Annotated in this window: 16 protein-coding genes; 5 read left to right on the top strand and 11 right to left on the bottom strand. The window is 39.6% G+C overall.

The features are described from left to right. Nucleotide 1 precedes the first annotated feature (1 nt). Genes ACN9MR_RS06990 through ACN9MR_RS06975 form a run of 4 tightly spaced genes read left to right on the top strand, consistent with a single transcriptional unit; the run spans nucleotide 2 to nucleotide 5,835 of the window. Complete coding sequence (locus ACN9MR_RS06990; protein WP_426328897.1) at nucleotides 2–169, top strand: hypothetical protein; 168 nt, start codon at nucleotides 2–4, stop codon at nucleotides 167–169. 40 nt (nucleotides 170–209) lie between these two features. Continuing rightward, nucleotides 210–1,022: a hypothetical protein gene (locus ACN9MR_RS06985; protein ID WP_426328896.1), complete on the top strand. Its 813-nt coding sequence runs from the start codon at nucleotides 210–212 to the stop codon at nucleotides 1,020–1,022. 11 nt (nucleotides 1,023–1,033) lie between these two features. Then, nucleotides 1,034–4,606, top strand: coding sequence for a PAAR-like protein (locus ACN9MR_RS06980; protein ID WP_426328895.1), 3,573 nt, complete (start codon nucleotides 1,034–1,036; stop codon nucleotides 4,604–4,606). Continuing rightward, nucleotides 4,603–5,835, top strand: coding sequence for a hypothetical protein (locus ACN9MR_RS06975; RefSeq protein WP_426328894.1), 1,233 nt, complete (start codon nucleotides 4,603–4,605; stop codon nucleotides 5,833–5,835). The genes ACN9MR_RS06980 and ACN9MR_RS06975 overlap by 4 nt, the downstream gene beginning before the upstream one ends. An 810-nt stretch (nucleotides 5,836–6,645) precedes the next feature. Here the strand turns inward: ACN9MR_RS06975 and ACN9MR_RS06970 are convergent. The 11 genes from ACN9MR_RS06970 to ACN9MR_RS06920 all read right to left on the bottom strand — a co-directional run bounded on the left by ACN9MR_RS06970 (nucleotide 6,646) and on the right by ACN9MR_RS06920 (nucleotide 24,171). After that, the gene (locus ACN9MR_RS06970; protein WP_426328892.1) at nucleotides 6,646–8,295 is read right to left on the bottom strand and encodes an arylsulfatase; all 1,650 of its coding nucleotides are present in this window, start codon (nucleotides 8,293–8,295) and stop codon (nucleotides 6,646–6,648) included. 18 nt (nucleotides 8,296–8,313) lie between these two features. Then, entirely contained in the window at nucleotides 8,314–9,969 is a 1,656-nt protein-coding gene (locus tag ACN9MR_RS06965; protein WP_426328891.1) for an arylsulfatase, read from the bottom strand. Between the two features lie 25 nt (nucleotides 9,970–9,994). Further along, the gene (locus ACN9MR_RS06960; RefSeq protein ID WP_426328890.1) at nucleotides 9,995–11,470 is read right to left on the bottom strand and encodes a RagB/SusD family nutrient uptake outer membrane protein; all 1,476 of its coding nucleotides are present in this window, start codon (nucleotides 11,468–11,470) and stop codon (nucleotides 9,995–9,997) included. Between the two features lie 11 nt (nucleotides 11,471–11,481). Beyond that, nucleotides 11,482–14,634 (bottom strand): SusC/RagA family TonB-linked outer membrane protein, encoded by a 3,153-nt coding sequence (locus ACN9MR_RS06955; protein ID WP_426328889.1) that lies wholly within the window; start codon nucleotides 14,632–14,634, stop codon nucleotides 11,482–11,484. Between the two features lie 616 nt (nucleotides 14,635–15,250). Beyond that, entirely contained in the window at nucleotides 15,251–18,274 is a 3,024-nt protein-coding gene (locus tag ACN9MR_RS06950; protein ID WP_426328888.1) for an efflux RND transporter permease subunit, read from the bottom strand. A 2-nt stretch (nucleotides 18,275–18,276) separates the two neighbouring features. After that, a complete protein-coding gene (locus ACN9MR_RS06945; protein ID WP_426328887.1) occupies nucleotides 18,277–19,203 on the bottom strand; it encodes an efflux RND transporter periplasmic adaptor subunit in 927 nt (308 codons plus the stop codon). 2 nt (nucleotides 19,204–19,205) lie between these two features. Beyond that, complete coding sequence (locus tag ACN9MR_RS06940) at nucleotides 19,206–20,453, bottom strand: hypothetical protein (RefSeq protein ID WP_426328886.1); 1,248 nt, start codon at nucleotides 20,451–20,453, stop codon at nucleotides 19,206–19,208. Nucleotides 20,454–20,490: 37 nt separating this feature from the next. Next, on the bottom strand, nucleotides 20,491–21,303 hold the full coding sequence (locus tag ACN9MR_RS06935; RefSeq protein ID WP_426328885.1) for a phosphatase PAP2 family protein: 813 nt from the start codon (nucleotides 21,301–21,303) through the stop codon (nucleotides 20,491–20,493). 265 nt (nucleotides 21,304–21,568) lie between these two features. Next, nucleotides 21,569–22,822 (bottom strand): sensor histidine kinase, encoded by a 1,254-nt coding sequence (locus tag ACN9MR_RS06930; RefSeq protein WP_426328884.1) that lies wholly within the window; start codon nucleotides 22,820–22,822, stop codon nucleotides 21,569–21,571. Beyond that, nucleotides 22,819–23,496: a response regulator transcription factor gene (locus ACN9MR_RS06925; RefSeq protein ID WP_426328883.1), complete on the bottom strand. Its 678-nt coding sequence runs from the start codon at nucleotides 23,494–23,496 to the stop codon at nucleotides 22,819–22,821. Before ACN9MR_RS06925 ends, ACN9MR_RS06930 begins: the two co-directional genes overlap by 4 nt. A gap of 75 nt (nucleotides 23,497–23,571) precedes the next feature. Further along, nucleotides 23,572–24,171 (bottom strand): HD domain-containing protein, encoded by a 600-nt coding sequence (locus ACN9MR_RS06920; RefSeq protein WP_426328881.1) that lies wholly within the window; start codon nucleotides 24,169–24,171, stop codon nucleotides 23,572–23,574. Between the two features lie 271 nt (nucleotides 24,172–24,442). Here ACN9MR_RS06920 and ACN9MR_RS06915 point away from each other — a divergent pair, with 271 nt between their 5' ends. After that, nucleotides 24,443–25,150: a hypothetical protein gene (locus ACN9MR_RS06915; protein ID WP_426328880.1), complete on the top strand. Its 708-nt coding sequence runs from the start codon at nucleotides 24,443–24,445 to the stop codon at nucleotides 25,148–25,150. The last annotated feature ends 104 nt before the right edge of the window (nucleotides 25,151–25,254 follow it).

Below are 25,254 nucleotides of genomic sequence, written 5' to 3'. Positions count from 1 at the left end.
GATGGGAACGATTAAATATCTCAGCAAAATCATCACCGAAAACATAGGAAGTGTTAAGTGGTTTTCTACCCAAGGAGGTATAAATTTTAATGCGACAAAAGAAGTAATTCTGCAAAGTAAATATAAGATAAAATATGATCGATACGTGCCCTCAAAACAAGCAGGGTAAACCGATCTTGCTGTTATTAACTAAGAACAAATGTATATCCATGAATAAAATTGATTATAAATCTTTGGAAAAGCCTTTAAATACGCATTTCAAGGTAGAAATCTCTGAAAAAACAGCATTTAAAGATGAGTATACCTCTAAACTTTTTGATATAGATATTTTACCAGGTAAAACATCTTTTTGGTCTGGCCATCAGCATATCGAAATTATACGCAAACAAAGTTTGATCGATGCTTTACCTGGTAACGATGTTGATTTATTCGTGCAGCAGATTTCTGCAGCATTACACCAATTAACCTTAAAAATAGGTTTTAACGGAATGCCAGTAAACGTAGAAAAACAAAATGAGCTATGGCAAAAATGGCTGGCTATCAGAGAAAATGTAGCTAATGCTTATACTGGAGATTGGATTGATTCGACCTTAATAGCAGTTGATAAAAAAATATTGCCTGGTGAAGCACTAACCGAACATATCAAGCAAGACTTATTTCTTAATGAATATTTCAGAGGAGTTTATGACGCCCGTTTTGTAGAAAACAATTTTAGCCGAAAAAGAGAAGTGTACGGTTTATGTCCGTTCCCTATCCAGTTCAACGAAAATTGGACACTTCAAATATCAGAGAACCAGAAACTGATTAAATTTTCTGGTAACTGGACCAAGAATGTTGATCAACCAGAATTTTATAGCTGGTTAAAAGCGAAGACAGATAATGATATAACAGAAATTAGTGTCGAAGGCTTTTATCAGATAGATCCAATTACTGGCTGGTGCAATGCCTTAGAAAGCAATTATTTATTAATAGCAAATAATAGCTATATAAAAAAACTAAAGATTATTTTAACAACCAATTAGAATTAACCAAAATGGATTGGCGTACTGATGTTGAACCAACAAATAACGAAGAAAACCTAACAGATGGTAAGATTACAGATAACCTAACTGTATCCAAAGCATCAGACAGGCAAGGAATAGATGAGCCTAAACAAAATGAAAAAATTACCGAACTATTGATATGTCATGGGGCTAAATGCACTTGCGATCAAGCGGTAGATCCCGCTCCAAAAAAGATGAACGTACTTAGCCATAACAAATATCTTATTAACGACAGTGGTGAAAGTAAATTTGTTGCAACCACCTTAGAAAACAAAGTGCTTAACCTAAACTTTGGGCAATGCAAAGTACCCGACCCCAGTAAACCTGTACCTTGTATTGCCAAACTGCAATGGAAAGATTATTATGAAAAAATAGAGCTGCCAGACCGCACTTATGTATTAACCAACAAAAGCACAGCCATTTGTACTGCAAAAGGTGGAAATATTAAAATAGTTCAACATGGCCAGCAAGCCAATATTACTGCACAGGAATTAGAAAATGCCAAAGCTGGCAGTTGGCCCGCTGATGGTCCGCTGCTTACGGAAGAACTGATTCATATCGAACAGGCAGCAAAAAATGAAGATGAAGATGGTGCAACAGTAAAATCGATAACACCTTTATCTTACGGCGATCAACAACCGCTAGATACGCCTATTACTTTTAAAGCCAGTTTTGTTGGCAAACCAACCGATGCAGATAAGCAAGGAGTAAACTGGATAGTTTATGATACAAATGGTATCCCCATGCAATTGCGAAACGATGCAGGCGAAACCCTCACCATTACCTTTAAAAAAGCTGGCACCTATTTAATTGAAGCTTATGGCAAAACCAACAGTGATAAAAGCGTAACCAAGCCTTACACCATTAAAGAAAACGAGATTGAAACCGTGACCACGGTTGATGGAAGCACAAAAGTAAGAATAAATATACCTGTAACCTTTAGGCTCCAAAGCCTTTTTCAGTCCGTGGCTCTACCAGGCGACATCAATACTATTACTTGGGAGGTAACCAAAACAGGAGGGATTGGTATCCCTACGCTATTAACCCCGACAGGGAACATTACTCAGGTAATCTGTAGCGAAGAATGTAGCTATGTGGTATCTGCATGTTTTAATGGTATTCCAAAACAATCAAAACAGATACAGGCTTTAAAAAACGGTATTACTTCAATCACCACTTCGACAAAAAGTACAAGAATAAAAGAAGAGATAACTTTTAGCGTAAAAGACCATTTTAAAATATTGCCCGTGCTACCGCAGGAAATTGCTGCCGTAAAATGGATATGCAAAGATACTGATGGTAAACCAGTTGAAGCTTTTAAATCGAAAATAGGTGAAACCATAACCCATCTATTTTACGAACCCGGTGAGTATACCGTACAGGCATATATGGTACAACCAAGCGCAAAAGTAGCGGTTAAAATAACAGTTGCCCAACCTGAAATTATATTTGCACAATGGGAATATCCTGAAGGTGGTAAAAAAACAAAAACAGGCTGGGGCGAACTAAACCACGCCTACATTAAATTTAAAGCGGCAGAAGGTTTAATTGTAAATTTAGAATATGGTTATTTAGATCACACTGGCAAAACGAGGGCTATCCATGTAATTACAGGGTTCAGAGTCCCTCAAAATCAAATATTAGATTTAGAGAAATACAATTTCATCCCCAATGCAGATAAGTATAGAAAACTGCTAAAAGAAGGGACAGCATTTTACTTCAAAGTATACTCGACTGATAAAAAATATGAAATCTTAAATGGGAATATTCCTCAACCGCTACAAAAACTAAAGCTGGTTACCAAAGAAGAAATTGTAAGTATCGAGTTTTTAATCAACAACAAACCGGTTATACAAGCACTATACGGCAGCAAGATGAAATGCCGAATCCGCACGCGTAATCTAAACGCAAAAAATATATCCGTTAAAATTTACAGAAAAGAAAGCCGCCTTGGGCTAGACAATTTAAGGAAAGATACGCTTGTACACCATAAAGAATATCCTTTAAATGATAACGGTCTTGTTGAGTTTGATTTTATATTGGCCAAAAGCTGGGAGAAAAGTTATAGTGAAAAACTGCATCGTTTTTATGCCGTGATAGAAGAAATGGAGTTTTTAGGAACAAGCAATACTTTAGTAGCCTTTAAGAATGATGTACCAGCAAATGGAGGGAAAGTATTAGTGGGCGTAGGGAAACAAGAAGGTAACAGTCATGGCGATTGCCCCAGATGTAATAAAGACATTACTACAACAGAACTAAAAAAAATATTTAAAGATGCTGATGATGCCACCCTCACAACAGTTGCTACCACCTACAACAAATACATGGCCGATCTCGGCATGAATACCTGCTGGGTTAAAGCGCACTTTTTTGCCCAGATTAGGGTAGAATCCGGAACCAAACTGCATGTAAAAAGCGGAGAAAATATGAATTACAGTGCAGATACGCTAATCAACGGTAACTTAAATAAAAAAACTGGGAAAAGGGACAATCCGCCTTTTTCGTATTTCACCAAACATAAAGAAGACGCTTATAAATACGGAAGAACCAAAGATCATGAAGCAAATCCGCAAATGATTGCGAATCTGGCTTATGCTGATAAAAATAGAGATGTAAACAATAGAATTGGTAATACACAGGAAGGTGACGGGTGGAATTTTAGGGGAAAAGGCTTGATACAACTAACAGGAAGAGAAAATTATAGTAAAGCAAACACTTATACTTTAAAATATGAGCAGGTAGATATCCTTAAAAATTCTGATATTGTAGCTAAGGACATTAAAATTGCGGTACTAACTTCAATGGCGTTTTATAAGTGGAATGGGTTGATTGCAAAGAGTAATGGCAAGTTGAAAAATAAAAATGTTTCTGTGGGAGTAAGCAATGAAGTTGGTGACAGTTATACGCAAAAACAAAATGCATTTGATAATTATACCTCAAAAATATTCAAAGTTAATGAATGTACTTGGGAGAAAATAGAAAACATTAAGTTAGATGGAAGAAAAGCTCCATGGATGATATTTGCATTAAATGAAATCGGCCAGCAAGCAGTAAAAGGAGAGATTAACAATAAAAGAATAACCGAATATTTTAATTCTTCAACAAATGGAAAAGGATTAAATGAAGGAACAAATTGGTGTGGAGCATTTGTGAGCTGGTGCTTTAGCAAAGCTTCTTACATGCCTCCTCCATTATCATGTAGGGCTGCAATGTGGCAATTTTGGAAAAAATCTAAACCTATTTATGGAGCAGCAGCTGTTATTGATTGGAATGGTAATGAATTAGCTGAGCCAAATGGACAAAACCAAGCCGTAGGTGGTGATGGACATATAACTTTTGTTATCGGTATTAGTGAAGATGAAAAATACTACTATTGTGTAGGAGGAAATCAGGGTGGTGTATCAGGGGCAAGAAAAGTTAGTGTTTCAAAATATTCAAAGGCAGTAATAGACTGGTTTGTTATCCCACCTGATTATAAGCCGGAAAAAGAAGAGTATAATTTAAAAATAATGCATAGTGTAACCGATATCGGAACAGAATCAACAACTAGAACAGGAAAATGAAAAAGATAGTAATATATGCAATAATGATTCTACTTTATTCTTGTAAAAGCAATAATAAATCTTCCAGTAAACAAGATACTAGTACATTGACAATGGAAATTTTAAAAAAACAAATTGAAGCTGGAGCTTCAGCAGAAAAGTTCGAAACGGACTATCCTAATTATAAATATTCTGAACAAGATTTGTTTGCTACATTACCGATTTTAAGAGAAAAACTAAAATCTAACGGTTTTAAATTTTTAGATGAGAGAAAATTTATTGAGAAAGTAAATTACGTTTTCGGAAGAATTATCGACCCTGCTTCAAAAAATTCTTTTCTCATTTTAAACACAGATAACGATTGTAATAAAGAAGTAAGGTTTAGTAGAAATGATTTTTCAATTGAATTAAACCCTTATTTATACTACATCGTCAAAAAGGAGAACTTTTTAACAGAACTATATGCTTTACCTGAAATTGTTAATTATAAAGATCAATCACCTGAAATTTTTGCTTTTGAAAATACAATACCATTATCAAAAACTGATTTTGATGGTGAAAAAATTAAAATTTATCCATGGAAAGATGTGGACTCTATTGATTCTAAAAGACAAAAGAATCTTGAAACTTTTGTTCATCGTAACAAGTATCTATTTAATGAAGATAGGGCGAGTTTAGCATGGTTGTTGAATAATGATAAATTATTTCTTAAAATGCTTGTTGCCAATTTTGGTTATGATAAAGACGCAAAAATAAATAAGATGGCATTAACATCAATTTTTAAAGAACACTCAGCTTCCCCTGAATTTATTGGGCAACTGTTTTTTGTTAAAGATTGTGAAAATAAATTAAAGATTAGGGAAGGCTTGCTGAAATACGTAGAAGAAAATACCAGTGCTACAGATAATCGTTTTATCTATGCTTTGGGAAGTTATATTTTTGACCTGTATTCAGAAGATATTGACAAAATTTTCGATGAAGACCCCTCAAAAAAGTTCACGCCTGTAGAAAAAGCTGAAATAGTTGCCAACATTGCTAATATCGAAAACCCAGCTAGAGAAAAATACAAATCTCCTGAATCATCTTTGGTATGGAACATTCCTGGCTCTTCGTTATATAATCTTTCTGTTTCGCATCCTGAGGTGATTAAAATAATAGAAGAACACAATTATTTTGGCCTGCCTAAAATGAAAGAGATTATTGTAAAACTACAGGAAGAGGCACCGCCTATCGGAGCAGACCCAGAATAGGTGAATTATTAACGAGAATGAATTCATATGCACATTTATGTATTATTTTTTTAGCTTCTTAATTACACAACAAGTGCATATTAAACAGAAATTCACAAGCCAAACCTGGCTCATAATAGCTAAAAACGACTGCTTTTAAGCTCAAACATGATTAATAAACTCCGAGTCGACGAATATTTATTTACACAAGCTGCAACCATCTACAGCCAAAATAATGAATTAAACACATATTTTGGCTGCAGATATTTATTTATTATCAGCCAAAATTGTATATTTTAAGTATATTTTGGCTAGGGATAATTTTATTACAAGGCGGGTTACTGGACCAAGAACCACAACCCCTTCGTTCATAAACCCGGTAGCAGCGGAAATCCTTTTTATTGCTTAAGAGCCATCTCTCCTATTCTTGCTGCTGGTAATGTAAAATTTGCAATAAAAAGATTGGAGTGCATAACGGGGCTGCAGTACCCACAGAGTTATGAATGTTCGTTTTCAAATGAAAATGCACGAACTATTACAGACTACCCAAACCTGCCGATGAAATTGGTATAAACGATCAATAAAGGAGAAGAATTGAATCTTACGGCCCTACCGATGAAAATCGGAACATGTTATAGAAGGTATTTTTAATAGTCGAAACAAAAAACATTTGCTCTTCACTTCGGCTTCGCTCAGTGCAGGCTGGCTCAGGATAACAATGTTTTTTGTTTCTTCTAATTGCAGCCCCCAACCCCTCCTAAATTAGGAACGGAGTTGGAGGCTACAATAGGGGTCTTCGATAGGCTCAGACTGACATTTGTAAAAAATCAATTAAAAACCAAAACCCTCTGATACAACTTCCTGTACCTTACTTTTACGGAACTCTTTCATCGATTGTGGCTCTTTCTCCTCTAGCGTGGCAAAATCTACCACACCTGTTCTTTTAGCCCAGTCGAAATAAGCTACCGATAACCTACTTACTACATCGTGGTTTTGCCTGGCTACATTGGTGGTTTCGCCGCGGTCGGTTTCTAAATTGTACAGTTCCCAGTTGTAACCTGGCCAGGTAGATACCAGTTTCCATTTGCCAGCACGCACTGCGCGATTGCCTGCACGTTCCCAAAATAGCGGTTCATCGCGTTTCAGTTCGTTATCGTTGCCAAACAACACTGGCAGTAAACTTTTACCCGCCAATGCATTCGGCGTAATGCCCTGATAGCTTTTAGGGTAAATAGCGCCAGCCAGCTCGTAAAAAGTTGGGGCAATATCGATAATATGGCCTGTACCTTTTTTTAGGGTACCCGGTTTAATTTTAGCCGGATACCAGGCAATAAACGGCGAGCTGATGCCACCTTCGTACATATAATCTTTAAAGGCTTTTAAAGGCGAATTTGAAGCATAAGACCAGTTTTTGCTTTGCGACTCGTACGAACCAATGGTACCCACCTGGCCCGAATTGCGCACAGCACCTTTATACCATTTTACCAGATCTTCTGCAGGGGCACCGTTATCAGAAATAAACAGGATGATGGTATTTTTATCGGCTCCGGTTGCCTTTAACTTATTTAATACCTGGCCAATGCCCTGATCTAAACGATCGACCATGGCTGCAAAAATCTCCATCTTTTTGGCCCACTGACTGCGCTGATCGAACGATAGTTTGTTCCAGTTATAGATATCGGCATCTTTTTCTGAGATGGTAGAATTACCATCAATAATACCCAGTTCTTTTTGTTTTTTAATTCTTTCGGCACGGAGTACATCCCAACCTTTATCATACCGGCCTTTGTATTTGGCAATATCCTCAGGCAAAGCATGTAAGGGCCAGTGTGGTGCAGTATAGGCTAAATACAGGAAGAAGGGTTTGTCTTTAGCGCTTTGATCTAAAAAATTTACCGCATTCTCGGTAATTACATCGGTTTGGTAAAATTTACCAGCTTCTAATGGGTAAGGTTTCCCATCAATAGTATATGCGCGTTTTTTACCCCCTTCGTAATCGCCCTGATCGAAATAACTTCCATTTTCGGACATCATTACATGATCGAAACCGCGTTGCCAGGGAAAACTTACATCTTTACCGGCAACGTGCCATTTACCCGACATTAAAGTGTTGTAACCCTGGGTTTTTAAAACCTCGGCCAGGGTAAGCGATTCTTTATTGAGATAACCCTGATAGGCCGGAAGCCCCAGATCGTTGGCGAAATACCCTACCCCTGCCTTATGCTGGTACTGCCCTGTTAATAAGGAAGCACGCGTTGGTGCACAAATGGAATTGTTATAAAATTCTTTTAGCCGAAGCCCCTCATTGGCGAGTCGATCTAAATTGGGTGTTTTAATTTCTGAGCCATAGGCACCAAGATCTGAATAACCCAGATCATCGGCCAGGATAAGGATAATATTAGGCTTTGCCGGCCTGGCATTTTGCGCAAAACCCTGAATGGCCATTAATGCGCCTACGCATGTTAATATTACTTTGTTCATCTTTTTCTTTATTTAATGCTAAAAATTCTGATTGCCGCGGTTGTTTCCCTGAGCAGGGCGGGTTGGTGCAGTTTTAAGCAATTCGTAATCTACTACCCCATTTTCTGCAGCCCACTTTACATAAGCGGCTTTTAACTGTGCTACTATTTCGGGATGCTGAGCGGCTACATCGGCGTTTTCGGCCCTATCTTTTTCGATATCGAAAAGCTCATATTTTTCGGCTAAACCTGCCGGAGAAACGAGTTTCCATTTGCCCCAGCGTACGGCTTTGTTGCCACCACGTTCCCAAAACAAGGGTACTGAGCGTTGCACGGTATCGGTTACTCCGCTAAGCAATGGCAACAAACTTTTACCAGGGAGGGCATTGCTGGTTATGCCGTTTAACTGTTTTGGATAATTGATGCCTGCCAGTTCGTAAAAAGTTGGGGCAAGATCGATTAAATGCCCGGTGCCTTTGGCAATTGTTCCGGCTTTGATTTTATTCGGAAACCAGGCAATAAAGGGTGCACTAATGCCACCTTCGTACGGCGCGCCTTTATAATTGCGAAGAGGCGAGTTACCCGTTTGCGACCAATTGCTGTTCTGTGTTTCGTAAGATCCGGCTGTACCTACAGGGCCAGTGGTGCGTTGGGTGTAAGGCCTTGTACCATTGCCACCCTGAGCGCCATTATCTGAAATAAAAATGATCAATGTATTTTCGTCCTGCTTCAGTTCTTTTAGTTTAGCCAGCAAACGGCCAACACCCTGATCTACATGATCGATCATGGCGGCATAAACTTCCTGGCGGGTTTGCCAGTATGCCTGTTCATCATACGTTAACTTGTTCCAGGGTTTTACCTGATCATCGTGTGCGGCAATTTTCTGATCACTACCAATAAGTCCTTTTTTAACGGCATTGCGGTAGCGTTGTACGCGCAACGAATCCCAGCCTAATTTATATTTACCTTTATATTTGGCAATATCGGCCGGGAGTGCCTGAAGTGGCCAATGTGGTGCATTGTAGGCCAGGTATAAAAAGAATGGCTTTTTAGCTTTTTGCTGGTCATCTAAGAAACCTAATGCATTATTGGTAATTTCTTCAGTTAAATATTTACCTGGTTCCAGAAAATACGGTTCATTATCTTTAACCAATGGCACTGTTTCAGCTCCTTTTTCTCCGATTTCGTAATAGTTGCTGGCACCACCAACAAAGCCAAAGAAATGATCGAAACCGCGTTGGTTCGGCCATTGGTTCCGATCGTCGCCCACGTGCCATTTACCCGCCATGAGTGTAGTGTAACCGCCTGATTTAAGTACCTCGGCCAGGGTTAACGATTCGCGGTTCAGAAAACCTTGATAAGCCGCCAGCCCAAGGTTGTTGTTAAAAAAGCCAACACCCGCCTTGTGCTGGTACTGCCCGGTAAGCAACGATGCCCTGGTAGGTGCACAGATCGAATTGTTGTAAAATTCTTTCAGTTTTAGGCCACCTGCAGCGAGTTTATCTAAATTTGGAGTTTCTATCTCGGTTGCGCCAAAAGGGCCAATATCCGAAAAACCAAGATCATCAACCAGTACCAGTACAATATTTGGTTTTTGCTTTTTCTGGGCATATGCCCCCTGCACAACCAATAAGCCTAAGGCCAGCAGGCATGCTTTTGCTATGGGCAAAGTGGAATGTTTTTGTTTAAAATTCATGCGATTAAATTTTAGTGTAAAACGGTTAATAGTTTACCCAATCTGGGTTTTGTTTTAATTTAGGATTGAGGTTAAGCTCGCGTTGCGGAATAGGGAAATGGATGTGGCGCTTGGCCGCTAAAGTTTTTCCGGCTGCTTTAAGTGTGGCCACATAATAATCGGCTCCCCGTCTGGCCAGATCGAACCAGCGCTGATATTCGAAAACCAATTCCTTTCTGCGCTCCTGAAAAACAGCATCTCTAAACTGATCTACAGTTAATGCCGGAGAAATATCGGCCAGTTTTGCAATACCTGCACGCTGGCGTACTTCATCTATTGCGGCATAAGCTGCTGCATTTGGCCCATTATTTACTTCATTTAATGCTTCAGCATAAATTAAAAGCACTTCAGCATAACGGATAATGGGTAAATTTTTAGAAGACTGCGATTGATTGCCCACCACAGCCGGATCGTAATATTTATTAAACTGCGGTGAAAAGGTGTATAACTGACCATTTGTAGGGCTTACCATCTGCGTAACAAAGGTGATGGCCTTTCGGGTATCGTTATCGGCAAAACTGGCATACAAACCGCCAGCGGCATGCAAGGCATCGGCATAATCGCCATTAATACCGGGCACATCTGCCGGGGCCGAACGGCTGGCCAAACTATTGCCCTGAAAGCCAGCGTTACCTACAAACTGTGCCGAGAAAATATGCTCTTTACCATTTTTGGTGGCTACATTAAATACATCGGCAAAATTTGCAAACAGCGAATAGTATTTACTATCGATTACCTCTTTGCTTTTTTGAGCTGCATTTGCCCACTCTTTATGGGTAAGGTATACTTTTGCCAACAGACTTTTAGCTGCACCAGAAGTTGCCCTTCCTAAATCTTTGCTGCTATATTCTGCCGGGGCAGGCAGCGATTCTGCATCTTTTAAATCCTGGATAATCTGTGCATATACCGCAGCCTCGGGTGCGTTGGGCACATATAAATCTTCGGGCGCTAAAGAAGTATTTTCGTGCAGTACAATGGGTACATCGCCAAACCAGCGCACCAGGTTAAAGTAATGCAAAGCCCTTAAAAACTTCGATTCGTTAATTAAACGTTTTCTGACAGCTGAGCTAATTTTCCCCTCATCAATCAGCGCAATTTTATCGATGGCGATGTTCGAAGCGTTAATGGCATCGTAACTTTGTTTCCACAGCTGCTCCATCCTATCGTTGGATGAATCGTGGGTTAGGCCAGATATGGCCCTAACGTGTGCATTTCTGGCCCTTGGCCCTGCTTCATAATCGTCGGTAGCCATTTCTACGCCAATCTGCATTAAACTGTTGTAGAGCGACTGGCCACTTTCGTAAAGTTTGCGGTAATTGGCCGTAACAGCAGAAACCGCCTGACCTTCGTTTTGGTAGAACTGTGCCGTAACAAGCACAGCATCCGGATCTTCTTCTAGCTTGGAGCAGGCCGAGAGTGCCACTGCTAAAATGGATGCATATATTAAGTTTATCTTTTTCATTGGGATATAGATTAAAATGTTAACCTTAAGCCAGCCCTAACCGATCTGGCGATAGGATAAATCCCGGCGTCGGTTCCTGGCGATACATTACTTCCAGAGGTAATTTCGGGATCGAAGCCTGAATAGTTTGTCCAGGTAAGGAGGTTCTGCCCGGCTACATAGAAATATACATTTGATAACTTGGCCTTAGCAGCGATCTTTTTTGGCAAGGTATAACCCATTGATACATCTTTTAACCTTAAGAAAGAACCGCTTTCGATAAAACGATCGGAAAATACAGGTGCAGGATCTAATTTGGCTCTTGGAATGGTTTGGCTTGGATTACTTGGTGTCCACCGGTTTAAAGCGGTGGCAGAGGCATTTTGTTGCCCGGTAAACAGTTCTAAAGTTTGCATATTCGAGTTCAAAATGCTGTTACCATATGAGCCCTGTACAAAGATTAACAGATCGAACCCTTTGTACTCGAAATTATTGGTTAGCCCAAAAATGAAATCGGGTTGTGCATTGCCAATAATGGCTTTATCTGCAGCAGTGGTAAACAAACCATCGCCATTAATATCTTTGTACAACCTATCACCAGGTTTTGGCACGGCGCTACCCGTATATTTACCTTTAGTGGCTTCTTCTCCTGTTTGTAGAATTCCATCGGTTACATTTCCATAAAAGCTGCCTAAGGGTTCGCCAACTTTTACAATGTAGTTTCCGCTGATGTACGACTGTGCGCCATTGCCAATACTCAATACTTTATTCCGGTTAACAGAAAAGTTTAAATTGGTATTCCAGATAAATGCTCCGGTAAGGTTGCGGGTATTCAGGCCAATTTCGAATCCTTTATTTAATACCGATCCATAATTCTGTAGCGATGTACCATAACCTGTTGTCCAGGGGATCTCTACATTTAACAATAAATCTTTGGTTTTCTTGTAGTAACCATCTAACGTTAATTGGATGCGGTTGTTAAAAAAGCCGATATCTAAGCCAGCATCGTATTGATGGGTGGTTTCCCAGCCCAGTTTATCGTTCGCAATGCGGTTAGGTGCAAAACCCGTTGCGGTTGTACCACCAAAAACATAGTTGAGGCTGTATAAGGTTGCCAAAGACTGGTACTGACCAATCTCCAGGTTTCCTGTTGTACCGAAACTGGCACGTACCTTAAGCTCACTGATTGTTTTTTGTACAGACTCGAAAAATTTCTCGTTACTGATTTTCCATGAAGCCGCCGCTGAAGGGAAATAACCCCATTTGTTTCCTTTCCCAAAACGGGAAGAACCATCGGCACGGATACTTGATGTTAAGAAATAACGGTTATCGAAACTGTAATTTACCCTGGCCAGGTAAGAATGTAATACCCATTTCGTGGCATCAGAGTAAGGCGCTACCAAAGTTGCACCGCTTTGCAGGCTGTTAAAGGTTAAATCGTCGGTTACAAACTTCTGGGCATTTGCCCGGGTGGTTTCGCTGGAAAATTCCTGTTGCGTAAAACCGATTACAGCATCTAAAGCATGTTTACCAAAAGCTTTATTGTACGAAAGGGTATTCTCATTTAACCAGGAATAAGAATTATAAGTTCCCTTTCCGGCAGAACCACCAATGGTACTTCCTTCATAAATGGTTGATGGGATATAATTCTTTTCATTTACGCTGTTTATATCAGCACCAAGCAACACTTTTAAATTCAGTCCTTCAATAATGGTGTATTCTCCAAATGCTGTTCCCAAAAATTTATTGGTGGTTGATTTATTGATCTGCTCTTTTAATGAGGCAATAGGATTGGCGAATATATTTTCGAAAGGATTACGCAAAGTGTAAGCACCCGAAGCATCATAAATAGAAGCGGTAGCTGGCATAATCAACAGGCCATTGATAATGCCCGAAGGAGATACATTGGCATCGGCCTTGCTCCCGGTAATACTTGCACTTACTTTAAATTTCTCAAAGGGCTGGGCATCTACATTGGCCCTGATACTGATCCTCGAATAATCGGTATTCTTTAAAATACCATCCTGATCAAAGTAGTTCCCTGAAATGAGATAACGTGTTTTGGGGTTACCGCCACTTATGGTGAGTTGATGGTTCTGCGTTGGTGCGCGTTCGAATGCTTCAGTCTGCCAGTCTGTTCCTGTACCCAACTGGTCAATCTGCGCCTGACTCAAATACTGGAAACGGCCTTTGGTTGGATCCGTATCGTACAAAGCATCATTTCGGAGCAAAGCAAAATCGTGGGCATTTAAGAGGTCTAATTTCTTTCTTAACGATTGCGTGCCATAACTGCCTTCATAGGTAAGCGCACTACGATCTGCTTTCCCTTTTTTAGTGGTGATGATCACGACGCCATTAGCCCCTCTCGAACCATAAATAGCCGTTGCAGAAGCATCTTTTAGAATATCAACCGTTTCAATATCAGAGGGATTGATACTGGCCAATGGATTAAGCGGCGTACCGCTCAAAGTACCTGCCGAAGCCGAACTGTTGTACAAAGGGAATCCATCAACCACATATAAAGGCTCATTTCCGCCCTGTACAGAACTTCCACCCCTTACGCGGATGCTTACGCCACCACCCGGCTGACCAGATGTTTGGGTAACCTGTACACCTGCCGCAGCACCTTTTAACAATTGATCTACCGAACTTAATGGTTGTTTCAATGCCGATTTAGAAATAGAGGAAACAGAACCTGTAATATCACTCCGCTTCTGTGTGCCATAACCCACTACCACCACATTATCAAGTTGGTTGGCAGCTTCTTCCAGTTTAATTTCAATCGGACTTCCATTTGCTATAATTTCGATGGTTTTATAACCAATGTAACTTACGGTTAAGGTATAAGGAAACTTCTGTCCGGTTACGAACCTAAATTTACCTTCATTATCGGTTGCTGCAGAGTGGGTAGTTCCATTAATGCGGATCACTACGCCTGGAATGGGTTCTTTTGTTTTCGAATCGGTAACCAAACCACTGAGGGTAGAGTTAATAAGCGGTACGGTTTGTGCCTTAACCGCAATTGAAAAAATAAATTGAGTGATAATCAACATTCCTAAACGGCGCAACATGCGTAAGGAACGGACTGATAATCTGGATCGAACAGGTTTTTCCTGCCCGAAAACTGGTAACGAGACTTGCGAAGCCGACCCATAGGGCCACCTGACTTCTTCAAATTTTTGCATACTTTTGTTTAGGGTTAAGTGGTAAATTGATCCAGGTGCCAACGCCAATTGAAGACCTGTTTCGATGATTTAATCCAGGGGAGATACAGCTGTGTTTCCCCGTTTTTATATAGTTTGTAAAATTCTTATATGCTATCCTCCTATTGTTTAACGGTTTGTTTATCCTTTATCAATACCATACCTGCTCATTTCCTACCAAATGGATTTTGTTCTGCGTATCTGTTATCGGATCTGGATTGAAAAAACCAGACAAAGGAATGATTACAAGAGATGTCCTGTAAAATAAGGCGAAGTTCATAATAAGGATATATTTTAGTTTATGACTGGTAGTCAAAGCATTATTGTTGAGCGCCTGGCCATTTTGAAAGCCATATTTACAATAAGTTTACGCGTAACAACAACAAATTCGCATTGATTCGTGGTATTTCGAACAATAGATAACGTAGGTAGAAAATGAAAGAAAGTAAAATTTATTCATATCGTTATTTGCAGGTGGCAGGCAAATATAATATTTAATTCTATAAATCCTATAGAATTTATAGATTAATAAGTTAATTTATTCCATCCATAGATATTAGTAAAAAAGCTTAACCCAATAGCCCTGTATCCCGCTCTACTATTTATAAATTCCCCTGATCAAGCTTGGTAAGGCAATGAGCAATAAAGGCATGGCTACTATAAAACCGCCAATTACGGCTATAGCCAACGGTTGATGCAATTGTGCACCAGCACCGATACCTAAAGCCAAAGGCATTAAGGCGATAATTGCCCCAAGTGCAGTCATTAATTTTGGCCGTAACCGGGTAGAAATGGCAAAGGTTATGGCATCATCAACACTTTGTTTGGCAAGGGATTCTTTAAACTGTAGAAAGGTAAATATGGCATTCTCGCCGATAATACCCACAATCATAATCAACCCTGTGTAACTGCCTACATTGAGTGGTGTATGGGTTAAAAACAAGGCTAAATAACTCCCAGAAATGCCCAGCACCGAAATCAATAAAATGAGAAAAGCAATTTTAAAATCTTTAAACAGAAATAAGATTACGCTAAACACCAACAAACTCGATGCGATAAGAATAGTGAGCAGTTCGGAGAAAGATTGTTGCTGTTCTTTATATGCACCGCCATATTCGATATGATAACCCGAAGGCAGGTTTACATTGGCATTTACGGTTTTCTGAAGATCTTTCATTACACTTCCGAGATCTCGGTTATCGAGCCTTGCGGTAACTACCCCAATGGTTTGCAGGTTTTCCCTAGCAACTTCGGCAATTCCGGCTTTAAGATCAACCTTTGCCATTTGTTGAATGGGCACCGCTGTTCCATCAGGTAAGAAAATTTTAAGCTTACCGATATCAGCCACGCTAAAAGTTCTGCTTCCAGGGTAAACCATACGGATGGGCGAAAGCTGTTGTTTATCGTATAAATCGCCAATTAAAGTTCCCTGCATTGCGGTTTGGAGCTGCGATTGAAAGGATACCGGACTAACACCATATTGCGCCAGCATCGTAAAATTGGGCTGGATATTTACCGTTGGCCCGGAACGTACAATACCATCAAATACATCGGCTGTACCATCTACATGTGAAACCAGATCGGCTAACTTTTTAGATAAAACCTGCAGTTTTTCCTGGTCGTTTCCAAAAACTTTCACCTCGATGGGCTGGGTAGAACTCATTAAATCGCCCAGCATATCGCCAATTACCTGCCCGAAATCGATTACCAACGCAGGTTGTGTATTTTCGATGTGCGTGCGTATCTCTGAGATCACCTCCGCTGTGCTTTTTGTTCTATTATGTTTCAGCTGGATCAGGTAATCGCCAGTATTGGGTTCGGTAATAAAAAAGCCCATCTGCGTTCCTGTTCTCCGCGAATACGCCTGAACATCAGGAATTTTAACAATTTCCTTTTCCAATTCTCTAAGCATCCTGTCGGTTTCTTCTAGTGAAGTACCCGGAGGTGAAGCATAATCCAATACAATGCTCCCCTCATCCATTTCGGGAAGAAATCCGGTTTCTAAACGTGGGAAAACGAGCACAATCGATGCGATCAGCCCGAGCATAAATATGATCGAGATATAAGGTCGCTGTATAAAATAACGCACCCAGTTTTGCGATTTAACCTCGTGTACGACTACTTTTTTGCCCGTTGCTGCATGACTGCCCCCTTTACGGGTAAGCAAAAGATAAATCACAGGTAAACCAATCCAGGTAACAAAGAAGGAACAGACCAGGGTAATGATCATGGTATTGGTCATCACCTGAAAATAAGAACCTGCAACCCCCGTCATCAGTACAAAGGGAACAAATATCACGATCGTACTGATAGAAGAACCTAACATGGCCGGGAAAAGATACGTCACCGCCTTGCTCAATAACCTCATGGTCAGCTCTTCGGGGTGTTCCTCATGTGTGCGATGAATCTGCTCTACCACCACTATAGCATCATCTATAATTAAACCTATGGCCGCTGCAATGGCACCAAGGGTCATGATATTGAGCGAATACCCAATAAAATAAAGCACAATTATGGTTAAACAAAGCGTAACCGGGATGGTAATTAAAATGGTAACACTTGCCTTGAACGATCTTAGAAAAACAATGGCCACCAAAATGGCCAATGCCAGACCAATTAACAAACTGTCGCGTACACTTTTTACCGATTCGTTTACAAAATCGGCCTGTATATAATAAGGTTTAATACTTACTCCGGCTGGTAAAATGCGTTTCAATTGTTCTACTTTGGTAAACATCTCATTAGAAAGATCGACCAGGTTTGCATTAGGTTGTTTGATTACTGCAATCAGGATTCCATCTTTCCCGTTGGCATTGATCCGGGTGTATTCTACACTCTGCTGAATATTTACCTTGGCAATATCCATTACCTTAATAATCCGGTTGCCCTTTCTGCTCAACACCAGATTTTCCAGATCGCTTTTGTTTTTTACAGTAGCATCGGTTACGGATAAATACAGATAATTATGATCGGCGAGGTAGCCGTTAGATTTTATAAAATTGGTTTGACTGAGCGCATTGCTGATCTGATCTGGGGCGATACCCAGTGTCTGCATTTTTTGTACATCGAGCTCCAGCCAGTATTCTTTGCTTTTACCGCCAATTACGCGGATCTCAGAAACGCCATCAACCTGCGAAAGAAAGGGTTTTACGGTATAGGTAGCGATTTTTTTAAGCTCAGCGGAAGAATAATTATGACTTTCCAAACTGTATCCACTTACCGGAAGGATAGAAGGATTCATCTTCTCTACCGAAATATTAACCCCGGCTGGCAACGAAGCACTAATTTTGGCAATCTGCGATTCTATCCGTTGCTGGCTCAGATCGATATCGGCACCAGGATTCATAAACGCAGAAAGCTCACAACTGCCCCTACTGGTGGTACTCCTAACCAATTGAAGATCGGGTACTTGTTTTACCGCATTTTCTAAAGGCCTTGTTACGGTAACCACCATCTTATCAACCGGCTGGAGTTCTGCCTCGGCAATAATTTTGATCTTTGGAAAAGTAATTTCTGGAAAAAGTCCTGTTTTTAGCTGGCTGAAAGCATAGACTCCGCCTATTAGTATAATAAGCAATACTGCCAGAATTGGGTTTTTATGGGAAATGAAAAACTTGTTCATGGCTACTTCTGGATTTTAACTTTGGCGGTATCGGCTATTCCATAATTTCCAGTTGTAATGATCCGGTCGGTTTTCGAAAATTTAGGATCGAGCACTTCAATTATATTTTGGTTTTCGATGCCTTTTTTTACATTTATTTTTACTGCGGTTGAATCGTTGATCAGTTTCATTACCCAAAACTTATCTTCGGTTTCGTTAGCCAATACGGCCGATTTTGGCAATACCTGGGCCTGTGCATGGTTCAATTTCGTTAATCTCACTTTCGCGATCAAACCTTCGGGAATATCTTTACCTGCCCCCACTTTAAGAATATAACGCTGGGTCTGTGCTGATGAATCTACAGAAGGCATCGTACCTGAAACCGTTCCAGTCATTTTGGTTCCGTCCGGTAAGAGGACAGCTAAGTTTCTATTCTGACTGATCAACTGATGATATTCGTAAGGCAAATCGAGCAGAAAAACCAGACTATTGCGGTTGCTGATGGTAGCCAAAGCTTCTCCATCCTGCACATAATCTCCTTTTTGATGATTTACCTGGATAATTGTTCCGGCTTGATCGGCTCTGATATTGGAAATACCAGAAAATTTAAACCCGGCATCGAGCTTATTTACGCTGTTACCAATCGATTTTGCTTCTTTGGTGATTAAACTAAACAACAATTGATGGCTCCCCACCTGCTTGCCCATTACGGCCTGGGCACTTTCTACATAACCGTTGATGTTTGCCTTCACAAAACTTTTCTCCAGATAGGCCGAAACTGCCGAAAGCTCCACAAATTCTGAAAGAGCGCTATCCCGAACTGTAGTTACCTGAACAGGCGTAATTGGCGAGGGCTCGTCTGCAGTTTCTGCCGGGGCAGAATGATTACATCCCGAAAAAACAAGCAGCGTGGCAATACCACCACACATTAATTTTAGATAGCTATTCATGGTTATCGGTTCCAGTAATTAAATTGGTTGATCAGTTTTAGACGGTTAATATTGGTTTGGCGCAACAAATTTTGAGCGGCCATATAATTGTTGATCGCAATAACAAAATCGGCCACTTTTAAATCGCCAGTATGCATCAATTTACTGTCTACCTCAATCAAACCCTTGCTAAAACGGATCTGCTCGTTAATTTTTGGAAAGAGTGCATCGGTCTGGTTAATCTGCTGACGGATCAGGTTTAGCTGTTGTTGTTGCTGGCGGACAAAAAAATCGCGGTAACTGGATATGGTTTTAGCAGAAAGAGTGAGTTTATTGTACTGCATTTTTTTCTGATGACCATCATAAATCGGAACGGAAAAAGTAAAACCAATACTTGCCCCAAAATTTTTATAGGGCTGCAAAACAAATGAAGAATTATATCCTCCATTTGCGTACACCCCAAGTTTAGGCTTATAGTTAAAGTCGATTGCGTTTTTTTGATTGTTGTTTTTTAAACTGTCGATATCAAAACGTTTATTAAAAAAGCCTTGATCGATCGAAGGGTTAGCGACTTGCAATTGGGGATCGGCTAACTTAACCTGTGTGGTATCGGCAATGCCAGCTAAATAGTTTAACGTGGCATAGTCATTTTTAAACTGCAGTTCGGCCTGTTTTACCACCAATTGCTGCTGTTGTAGCGTAACCAGAAAAGTTAAATACTCTGATTGCTTGTAAATATTGCTTCTGGTTAATTTTTTAAGCAGTGCTTCTTCTTGTTCGAGCAGCATAACCACTTCCCGGTTAAAACCTACCTGTTCTTGGCTGGCATAGGCTAAAATATATTGATCGGCAATAGACCTTTGCAAATCATACAGTGACAGTTGCCCGGCATATTTAATCGAATCGCTTTGGATTTTAATGCCCTCGAGCTGGTTATTGATACGTTTCTTGTTCAGTAGATCATAATTCACATTAAGTAGTGCTTCTAGCGCCTGCCCATTGGTAAGCACTTCGTCGTAACCATAACCACGCACAATTGGTGCATACATCCCTGCAGAACTGGCCGTAACCTGTGGTCTTCCTGTAGCCCGAACAATCAAACTATCTATCCCAGCAGAACGCTGTTGGTTCTGAAAATCTTTAAGTACTGGACTTGCAAATTCAGCCTGTTTTAAATAATAATCGAGACTTTTTGAGGGGATTTGAGCCGCTGCCCTTGCCGCCCAAAAGCTAACCAAGTATAGAATCAGGTATTTCAACTTTATATTCATTTTTGGATGATTTCAACTCAAAAAATATTGAACAATATTAAAATCTGCCCGAAAGCATTAAACCCGTGCTACCTTGTTGATGGAAAGGCATAAACGTAAAATTCCCATCTTTTTTTGTGGTAAAAAGGCTTTTGATATATGGATAAACAAGATAAGATATCTTTGTAGAAGCAATCCCGAATCCGGCACCTGCCACCACATCACTAAACCAGTGTTTGTTATTGTACATCCGCAGTGTTCCGGTGGCAGTGGCAACAAAATAACCAGCATAGCCAATCCATGGGTTAACATCTTTATACTCCTGGTGCAGAAATTCTGCCGCCATAAATGCAGATGCAGTATGCCCGGAGGGAAAAGAATTTTCTCCATTCCCATTTGGTCGCTCTCTACCTACGCCCTGTTTCACAAAATGGGTAGAAACACCCATAATTGCAGCTGAGGTAACATACAACATTGAAGCATCAAACAAATTGTGTTTACCTTTTATACCTGATAAATTCAATGCATACACCGCAGCAGCTGGTGCAAATTGAAGGTAATCATCAACATGAGCCGCAAATAAAGGATGATCTTCCTGTAGTTCAGCTTTAGTACTGACGTCTAGTTGATGTAATGCACCATGATCGTAAACGGCGGCAAAACCATAACCGGCAAGTAAAACAGGTGTAATAAATGCCGTTGCCTGAAACTTTCTTTTTGGGACCGGATGGCCAGTGTACCATCGACCTAGAGAATCTGCAGGGATATTTTTAAGCGAATCTATGTTTTGGGTATCCTGAATAACAGCCGTGGCATAAGTCTGACTTCTATAACTTACTATAATCAACAACACCCCTAAAAACCTTTTCATAGTTTAAATTTTAATCAAAACTATAATTGAATTATGGAGAAATTCTGAAGTTATCTGTTGGTACAGTTATTTTATAAATTAAGTGTTTGGGAATGAGTCTTATTAAGATGAGGGTGTATCATAAAGGCGATTTCACCTTAGATGTTGTCATGTTGAGCCTGTCGAAACACCATAAAGAGTATTTAAGTGGGTCCTTCGACAGGCTCAGGATGACAAAACTATATTTATGATACAACCTCATGACGATGCGTAAAAAATGTACAGATTAATCACCAAAATAAACAGTAAAAACATGTTCACCACTTTCTTCGCGATATTCAATACGAAAGCCATAAAGGTTACAGATCTGTTTGGTTATGGCTAACCCAAGCCCCATGCCTTCAGAATCTACAGATTTAGAAAAACGATCGAATATTTTGGTTTGCAGATGGCCGGGGTTTCCTGAATTGGAAATGGTTAAACGCTGCTGATTGAGTTTAATATGAATGTATCCACCACTTACATTATGCCGCACCGCATTGCTAAAGAGATTGTTTAGCAAAATATCAGCAAGGTATCGACTCATCTTAATCTCAACGGGCGTAAGATTTTCAGTTAATACCAGCCCATCCTTTTCCAATAACTCCTGAAACTGCCGGCTCTTGGCTTCTACCATTTCTTTGAGTTCGATATCCTGAAAATCAGGGATCAGGTTATTTTCAATTTTTGCCAGCAGTAATAACGATTGATGCAATCTTGATAATCTGCCTGTGGCATGGTAAATATCTTGCAGCAACGCACCTTGTTGGGCTGTAAATGACTCTGTTTGCAACAAAGAATCTAATTTAGAATTGATAACGGCTAATGGAGTCATCATTTCGTGCGAGGCATTATCGGTAAAACTTTTAAGTTCTTTATAGTCTTGCCGTACCCTTTCGGCCATGGTATTTACAGACTTATTAAGCTCGTTAAACTCATCAATTTTAGTTGGCTCTTGTTCAATAGTATCCATTCGGGTTACTTCGAAAGCTTTCATCCGGTTCAAAGTAGAATAAAAGGGCCGCCAAAGCCTGTTCAGTACAAATCGGTTAATCAGCAATAAGGATAAAAGCAAAACAACCGTAATGCCGAGTGTTATTAAAAGAATGATTCTAATAAGATCTTCTGATTCTACCCTCGATTTGGTTATGGTTACCTCAATGGTTTTACCGCCTAAGTGTACAACTGTAATCAGACTTCTTCCTGGTTCGTTTTCACGTTCTTTCGGGTTAAAATAGATTGTATTTAGAAATTCTCTTTCAGAAACAGTTCCGTTCAGGGCTTTATAAGATACCTGTTGGTCGAGATAGCTTGCAGGTAAGGGGAGTTTATGAAAAGTATTTACATATTGGTTAATCTCATTCTCTTCGACCGCTAAATCCCTATCCAATTTTTCGGTTAGAATAAAATGGATTACAACATAGTAGATAACCCCAGTGATGATGAGCACCACAATGGAGGTTAATATATTTGCCTTATTATAACGGTTGGAGAGTTTCATATATCGCCAAATTTATAGCCTATCCCATAAACAGAACGAAGATAATCTGCTGCTCCAGCTTCGAGCAGCTTTTTACGGAGATTTTTAACATGGGTATAAATAAAGTCGAAATCATCCGAAAGGTCTATTTCATCGCCCCAAAGATGCTCGGCCATTGCATTTTTAGTGACCACTTTATTACGGTTAGAAAGAAAATATACCAGCAGATCGAACTCTTTTTTAGTGAGTATTACCTGATTGCCTTTAACATTAATTTTCATTGCTGAAACATCTACAGTGATCTCGTTGAAATGAATAACATTGTCACCATCAAAATTTTTTCTGCGGATAATAGCACTTACACGCGCTTTAAGTTCCGACAAATGAAAAGGCTTAACCAAATAATCGTCTGCACCAAGATCTAGCCCTGCAAGTTTGTCATCTAAAGAATGGCGCGCAGAAATGATGAGTACACCATCCCTTTTTTTCAGTTGTTTAAGTTTGGTTAATAATTCCAGTCCTTCCCCACCAGGTAAGCCCAAATCTAATAGGATACAATCATAACTATAAAGTGATATTTTCTCATAAGCAGCGGCAAAATCTGAAGCATACTCGCAAATATTCCCTTCTCCTGTAAAATAGGCAAGTATGCTCTCCAACAAAGCCTGTTCATCTTCAATCACTAAGATTTTCATTGTTAATCTTTTTGTTATTAGTTGGACATAAAGTAATCATTAAAACCAGAAAATTAAAACTGTCTTGTAAAACCTTTAGGTAAATCGCTGTATCAATTTTTCGATGTTCAGGTTCTTTTTTTTCTGCAATATTTGTTTGCCAAAGGTGGTAAAGTATTCGTGCCCCGTAAGCATTTTGATATTGATGGCATCCCATTCCCGATCGCTGTATACCAAACGAAGGTTTTCTTCCCACTCTCTTTTCAGCCTGGCGGCAAAATCAGTATAACTTTGAAGTGAGAAATGATAAAAATCGGCATCACATATTATTTTTTCTAAATCGGTATCTGGCAGTTGAGGGTATTTTGTAGCAAGAATGCAGTTGCTTACCACTTCTATCTGATCGCGTTTAAGACCATTTTCCAGTAAAAATTCATATGCAATTTTAACACTGGCCAGCTCATGGCCAATATACTGTTTAGTATAGCCTACATCATGTAAGAAGGCAGCCAAAGTAAGCGTCAGCAATTCATTTTCACTTACACCATTTTGCTTACCAATAATTTTAACGCCCTCTACAACTAACAAAGTATGCGCAAAACTATGAAAGTACATGCTTTTTGGCAGCTCCTTTTCAAAAAGTTCTTTAACGAAAGTTTCAACCTTTTTCAGCAATATTCCCTGCCCTTTTTCCATTTATCAATCTTCAATAAATAGTACAATAGTATTTATCAATTCTGAAGAAAAACTGTAGCAATGATACTTATGGGCAGTTATCGAACCAGAAATCGTTTTTCAACAAATTCATATTCTCTTCAGAATTTCTTTCAGATTGAATTATACCTACAAGCTTTAAATACGAGTTAAGGAGATAAAAGGGAGAAGATTGGTACATCTTCAGAATTACTACAGAATTCGAATGTATATTAATACCACATAAACAATCTTTTTATTCCTTAAACCAAATATGATGAAAAAATTTTACAACATTATTTTTGTTGCACTATTAGCAGTGTTATTTACCAATTGTACAAAAAACGAGGTAGCAGCTGATACTAAATTAAGTTACAGTTTTAGTGCAGGTAATTTAAGCGCATCGCTAAGTAGTAATGCAGCGGCAAGTGGAGCGGTTGTTGCGCCGGGTACCAACGGAAGTATAAACTGGAATACGGCAAGTATCAATATCGCAAAAATAGAATTCAGCGCTACAAAAGCAGGTACGCCCGTGTCTTTAGAATCTAAAAATCTATATCTCGTTAATGCATTAAAACCCGATTCATTATCCGGAACAGTTTCATTAGTGGCTGGTGTTTATGAGCACAACCAGTTTAACTTAACCATGAGCAGTTCGCTTACCAACCCGCCGTTGTTATTAACAGGAACTTATATTGAAGCTTCCGGAACAAAAATCCCGGTTAGATTTGAAATGAACCAAACTCAATTGATCAAATTAGAAGCCGCCAGAGTAGAAGTTACTTCAGGAGCATACTTAGCGAAAGTAACCATTCAACTTAACGCATTGGTAACTGGGTTAACAGCAAGCGATTTCGGCCAAACCACACGTACAGGCACAAATAACACAATTATAATTTCGAACACAATAAATAAAGCCTTATACGAGAAACTCGTTGCCCGATTTACGTCAACACTGAGCGTTAACTTTTCGAAACAATAACAAATCGAATATTAATTAATTGTTAAGTATCACACTTTAATAATACCTTTAAAGCCTAACCAAACCTTCAGAATTCCTTCAGAATTGAAAACTACCTTCGCCAA

Origin of the sequence: Pedobacter sp. R-06, assembly GCF_049913135.1 — a bacterium.
Classification (GTDB): domain Bacteria; phylum Bacteroidota; class Bacteroidia; order Sphingobacteriales; family Sphingobacteriaceae; genus Pedobacter.
Note: the sequence above shows the minus strand (reverse complement) of the source record. Positions and strands in the feature narration are given on the sequence as shown.